Consider the following 4,099-nt stretch of genomic DNA (forward strand, 5'->3'; position numbering starts at 1 on the left):
GATCAAGAAGGCGAGCCCGTCCAAGGGGCTGATCCGCGCCGATTTCGACCCGCCGGCGCTGGCACGCGCCTATGCGGCGGGCGGCGCGGCCTGCATCTCGGTGCTGACCGACGCGCCCTCCTTCCAGGGCCAGCCGGAATTCCTGACGCAAGCGCGCGAGGCTTGCGGCCTGCCGGGGCTGCGCAAGGATTTCCTCTACGACCCCTATCAGGTCTTCGAGGCCCGCGCCTGGGGCGCCGATTGCATCCTGATCATCATGGCCGGTGTCGACGACGCCACCGCCCGGGTGCTCAACGACACGGCGCGCGAGCTCGGCATGGATGTCCTCGTCGAGATCCATGACGATGCCGAGCTCGACCGGGCGCTCAAGCTCGAAAGCCGTCTGCTCGGGATCAACAACCGCGACCTGCGCAGCTTCCACGTCGATCTCGCCGTGACCGAGCGGCTGGCGCCGCGCGTGCCGTCCGACCGCATCGTCATCAGCGAGAGCGGCATCTTCACCCACGCCGACATCCAGCGTCTCGGCAAGGTCGGCGTCGAGACCTTCCTCGTCGGCGAAAGCCTGATGCGACAGGCCGATGTCGCGGCCGCGACCGCGCTGCTGCTCACCGGCAAGGCGCGCGAGAACGCGGCGTGAGCCGGCTCAGCCATCTCGACGCGCAAGGCCAGGCGCATATGGTCGATGTCGGCGACAAGGCCGAGACCGGGCGCATCGCCATCGCCGAAGGCTGCGTCGTGATGGCGCCGGAAACCATCGCGATCGTGCGCGACGGCAACGCCAAGAAAGGCGACGTGCTCGGCACCGCCCGGCTCGCCGGCATCATGGCGGCCAAGCGCACCCATGAACTGATCCCGCTCTGCCACCCGCTGCTGCTGAGCAAGATCGCTGTCGAGCTCGAACTGGACGAGGCCCTGCCCGGCGTGCGCGTCCGCGCCGAGGTCAAGATGAAGGGTCAGACCGGCGTCGAGATGGAGGCGCTGACCGCCGTCTCCGTCGCCTGCCTGACCGTCTACGACATGGTCAAGGCCGTCGATCGCGCGATGCGGATCGAAGGCATCCGCCTGCTGCACAAATCCGGCGGACAATCCGGCGATTACCACGCCAAGGCGCTCTGACATGGCTCTCACCCCGGTTCCCGTCGCGCTCAAGGCCCTGCTCGACAGCGTTCCGGGGCCGACGGGCAGCGAGATGCAGCCCCTGGCGCGCTGCGCCTGGCGCGTGCTCGCGGCCGATGTGAAGGCGCTGCGCACCCAGCCGCCTTTCGCCAACTCCGCCATGGACGGCTATGCCGTCCGTGCCGCCGACATGGAAGTCGGCAAGCAACTCCGCGTGATCGGCGAATCCGCGGCCGGGCGGCGTTTCGACGGCAGCGTCCGTCCGGGCGAGGCTGTGCGGATCTTCACGACGACCTCGCGGCGCGGATCGCCGCCGCCCGTGCCGCGGAGGCCGACGTGCTGATCACCCTCGGCGGCGCCTCGGTCGGCGAGCACGACCTCGTGCAGGAGGCGCTGAAGCGGGCCGGCATGAGCCTCGGCTTCTGGAAGATCGCGATGCGGCCGGGCAAGCCGATGATGACCGGCCGGCTTGGCCGCATGGTGGTGCTCGGGCTGCCCGGCAATCCGGTCTCGTCGATCGTCTGCGGCCATCTCTTCCTGCTACCGCTGATCGAGGCGCTGCTCGGTATGGACGCCCCCGATCGCGATCGCAGCATCCCGGCGATTCTCGGAAAAGATATGCCGGCTAATGATAAACGTGAGGACTATCTCCGCTCCGATCTCGTCATGACGCCGGCCGGCTGGGTGGCGACGCCGTTCGACAGGCAGGATTCCTCGATGCTGGGCACTTTGGCGCGCGCCAAGGCCCTGACGATCCGACCGGCGCATGCAGAGCCGGCTCACAAAGGCGATATCTGCCGCATTCTGCCGCTGCGGTAGCAGTCGCTTGCGGAACACAAGGCGAACAGTTATAGTGTTCTGGCTTTGTTTCGAATCTGTATCGCGGGGCACCGGCGGGGACCATGCTGACACGCAAGCAACACGAACTCCTGCGCTTCATCCAGGAACGCTTGCGCGAAAGCGGCGTGCCCCCCTCCTTCGACGAGATGAAGGATGCGCTCGACCTGCGCTCCAAATCGGGCATCCACCGGCTGATCATGGCGCTTGAGGAGCGCGGCTTCATCCGCCGCCTGCCCAATCGGGCGCGGGCCCTCGAAGTCATCAAGATGCCGGACGGGCTCGCTGGCCCGCAGCCGCGTCGCTTCAACCCAGCCGTCGTGCAGGGCGGCCTCGGCTCGCAGCCCTCTCTCGCCAAGCCGCGCCCTGCCCCAGCCGATGACGATGCACGCTCCCCGGTCGCGATTCCCGTGATGGGCCGCATCGCCGCCGGCACGCCGATCTCGGCGATCCAGAGCCGCAGCCATACGGTTTCGCTGCCGCCCGACATGCTGGGTTCGGGCGAGCATTATGCGCTGGAGGTACGCGGCGATTCGATGGTCGAGGCCGGCATCCTCGACGGCGACACCGTCATCATCCGCAAGCAGGACACGGCAAACACCGGCGACATCATCGTCGCGCTGATCGACGAGGAAGAGGCGACGCTGAAGCGTCTGCGCCGGCGTGGCTCCTCGATCGCGCTCGAAGCGGCCAATCCGGCCTATGAGACACGCGTCCTGGGCCCCGACCGCGTCAAGATCCAGGGCCGGCTGGTCAACCTGCTGCGCCGCTACTGAGCGAACTCGGCCTCGTCCGACGCGACCTCCGGAGCAGCAGAGGCCCGTGTCGCAGCGGGGGCCGGCGCGCCGGACCGAGCTGCGGCTTCGGAAGGCTTGCGGCGGCTCCAGGGCCGGTCTGCGACGGCGTTTCCCGAGGAATGGCTGCGCCAGCCGAAGGCGGCGCGGTAGAGCGAGGTCGCGCCGTCCCGCGACAGCGCCATCCGATCGACGAGCCTGGCTTCGCAAGGCGCGCTCCAGGGAATGTTGGTGACGACGAGATCGGCGCGGCGGCAATCCTCGATGATGGCGATCCGATCCCGGGCATAGGAGATGCTGCGCCCGTCGGCGGTTCGGACGACGCAGGCATTGGCGTCGCAGGCGATGCCGGCACGCAGGGTCGCGTCGTCCGGCGCGCGGCTGTCGCCATCGGAAGCGAGCCATTGCTGCAGGACGAAGCGGCTCGGCCGGCCGGCGATGGCGAGGCGGCCGTCGCTGCCGCGCACGGCGATGCCGGAGCCGTCACGCTCGATCAGGATCTCGGGCCGCTCCGGCCTCGCGGCGAAGGCGACGCCGAGGATGAGCGGCAGCGCCGCCAGCCAGCGCAGCCCCGTGGTCCAGAGCGTGATCCATAGCAGCGAGGCGGCAAAGGAGAGCAGCACGGCCGGGCCGAAGGCCACCACCGTCACGGTCGAATGGTCGATGGTGGCGACCCAATGCGCGACTTTCAGCACGATGTCGGAAGCGAGCCCCATCAGCGCCCAGGCCGGCCAGTCCAGACCGAAGGGGTAGGCCAGCACGCCGAACACCGCCGCCGGCATCACGAAGAGCGAGACGAAGGGCAGCGCCATGGCATTGCCGAGCAGGCCGAAGGGATTGAAAGTCTGGAAATGATAGGCGCCGAAGGGCGCCGTCGCGGCCGTGGCGAGGAGCGTCGTCACCACGATGCCGAGCGAGGCCGTCCAGAGCGTGCCCAAAGGCCAGGGCAAGGCCGTCGGCGGCTTCGACCGGTCGCGCTTCTCCCAGCGCTCGGCGAAAGCGACCAGCGCCGCGACCGCACCGAAGGACATCTGGAAGCTCGGGCCGAGCAGGGCCTCGGGCTCGCGCAGCAGCACGATGATCGCGGCGAGCGCGAGATTGCGCATGCTGAGCGCCGCCCGGTCGACGAGGATCGCGCCGAGCATGACCAGCGTCATGATGAGCGAACGTTCCGTCGCGACGTCGCTGCCGGAGAAGATGCAATAGGCGGTGGCGCCGATCATCGCCGCGATCGCCGCGATCTTCTTCACCGGCCAGCCGAGCGCCAGCGTCTGCGACAGGGCCAGCAGAGCCCGCACGAGCCAGAAGATCGTCCCGGCTGCAAGCACCATGTGCAGGCCGGAGATCGAGAC

General features: G+C 68.8%; 4 protein-coding genes and 1 pseudogene. 4 read left to right on the top strand and 1 reads right to left on the bottom strand.

What is annotated here, in order from left to right; translation table 11 throughout:
* From trpC to lexA, 4 genes and pseudogenes are all read left to right on the top strand, one after another.
* The coding region (trpC, locus tag AB4Y99_RS26725; protein ID WP_441525460.1) for an indole-3-glycerol phosphate synthase TrpC at positions 1-637 on the top strand (637 nt) is incomplete at its 5' end.
* Positions 634-1,116: a cyclic pyranopterin monophosphate synthase MoaC gene (moaC, locus tag AB4Y99_RS26730; RefSeq protein WP_441525461.1), complete on the top strand. Its 483-nt coding sequence runs from the start codon at positions 634-636 to the stop codon at positions 1,114-1,116. The genes trpC and moaC, both read left to right, overlap by 4 nt.
* A gap of 1 nt (position 1,117) precedes the next feature.
* Positions 1,118-1,935: pseudogene (locus AB4Y99_RS26735) on the top strand (molybdopterin molybdotransferase MoeA).
* Positions 1,936-2,018: 83 nt separating this feature from the next.
* Entirely contained in the window at positions 2,019-2,729 is a 711-nt protein-coding gene (lexA, locus tag AB4Y99_RS26740) for a transcriptional repressor LexA (protein WP_038367545.1), read from the top strand.
* Here lexA and AB4Y99_RS26745 read toward each other — a convergent pair.
* Positions 2,723-4,099 (bottom strand): ComEC/Rec2 family competence protein (locus AB4Y99_RS26745; RefSeq protein WP_441525462.1); only part of this gene is annotated, 1,377 nt, incomplete at its 5' end. The two genes, lexA and AB4Y99_RS26745, sit on opposite strands and share 7 nt — an antisense overlap.

Source organism: Allobosea sp. TAB14, from assembly GCF_052113865.1.
GTDB lineage: Bacteria > Pseudomonadota > Alphaproteobacteria > Rhizobiales > Beijerinckiaceae > Allobosea > Allobosea spartocytisi.